Raw genomic sequence first — 1,241 nt, 5'->3', positions numbered from 1 at the left:
ATCTATAACATCAAATTCTGCACCTTGAAGTCTTTCTCCTGTTTCTTCATCAACTTTAATTACTTTTATTCTTCCTTTGATTATTTCATTTGTGTAGTCTACTCTTTGAGTATCTCCACCATTAACAGTTACCTTCTTAATATCTATATTTAATACATGTGATGGTAATGTTTCTAGTTCTTTAATCCAATAATCACCTGCGATAACATTATCAAATACTAACTTACCATCTACTCCTGTTATTGCTTCAGCAACTTTATTAGTTGCTCCTGCATCTGAATATAACCCAAATCTAACTCCTGCTAATACATTACCTAAATCATCTGTTTTAAATAACTCTATTTTACCAGTACCATTAAATTTAACTCTTAAATTTGCTTGTCCTCTAATCGGGTCTTCCCAATACTTAACTAAATCTTGCACTCCACCAGAACCGTCATATTTAAGTGCTGCTGGCTTTTGTAATGTAGTATTAATATTTATACTTTTTTCTCCATTATATCCTTTGCTTGACCTTACTTTAAAACTTTCTCCTACTGAAAATATATTTTTATTATTTCCATTTAAATCTACTGACCAAACATTACCATCACTTGGAAATGTAAATGTCCCTTTCGCTCCATTTGTTTTTATTTCTGGTGTTTCTTGATAGCCATTCTTTTGCTCTGATTCTACTTTTCTTGGATTTATAGAAAAATTGCTGAAAGGTATATCCTGATTGTCTCCTTTGTTTATAAGTTCTTGTAAATAACCATTCATTGGACTAATATTTCTTCCTAATTGTCCTGTTACAACCCATAATGCAACTTGAGTATAATACTGAGCATGCTCATTACTTATACCATGCTTACCTTGTAAATTTCCAGTATTAACTGGATAACCATAATATAATATTGAAGCTACTTTATTGTCATGATATGGATTACCATTTGGATACTGACTTCCAATAGGGAATTATAAGTTTCTATTCATGCAATATGCTACTTCCCCATCTATTGTTATTGGTGGTGCAATAACTGGATAGCCAAATGATGTTACAAGTGATATACCTAATCCACTATTTCCTATAGCACGATTTTCTAAAAGGTCACCATCTAAATATTTCTGATACAAATCATTATATTCATCTGTTGACATTCCATTTACTGTTACCTTATTAGTTAGTTCTTCTGCTTTAACTTTCATATTCCCCATTGGTAATATATTAAAAGATAACAAACAAGCTAATGCTAAACTCAATC

Annotated in this window: 2 protein-coding genes and 1 pseudogene; all 3 read right to left on the bottom strand. The window is 30.9% G+C overall.

The window, feature by feature from the left end; genetic code table 11:
- The coding region (locus NSA50_RS19690) for an MSCRAMM family protein (protein WP_257448253.1) at positions 1 to 759 on the bottom strand (759 nt) is incomplete at its 3' end.
- 30 nt (positions 760 to 789) lie between these two features.
- Positions 790 to 948, bottom strand: a pseudogene (locus tag NSA50_RS19970) (thioester domain-containing protein); the annotation flags it as partial.
- 6 nt (positions 949 to 954) lie between these two features.
- The coding region (locus NSA50_RS19685) for a hypothetical protein (protein ID WP_257448251.1) at positions 955 to 1,241 on the bottom strand (287 nt) is incomplete at its 5' end.

The organism is Clostridium mucosae (genome assembly GCF_024622765.1).
Lineage (GTDB): Bacteria > Bacillota > Clostridia > Clostridiales > Clostridiaceae > Clostridium.
The sequence above is the reverse complement of the archived record's forward strand: the minus strand, read 5'-3'. Positions and strand labels throughout refer to the sequence as shown.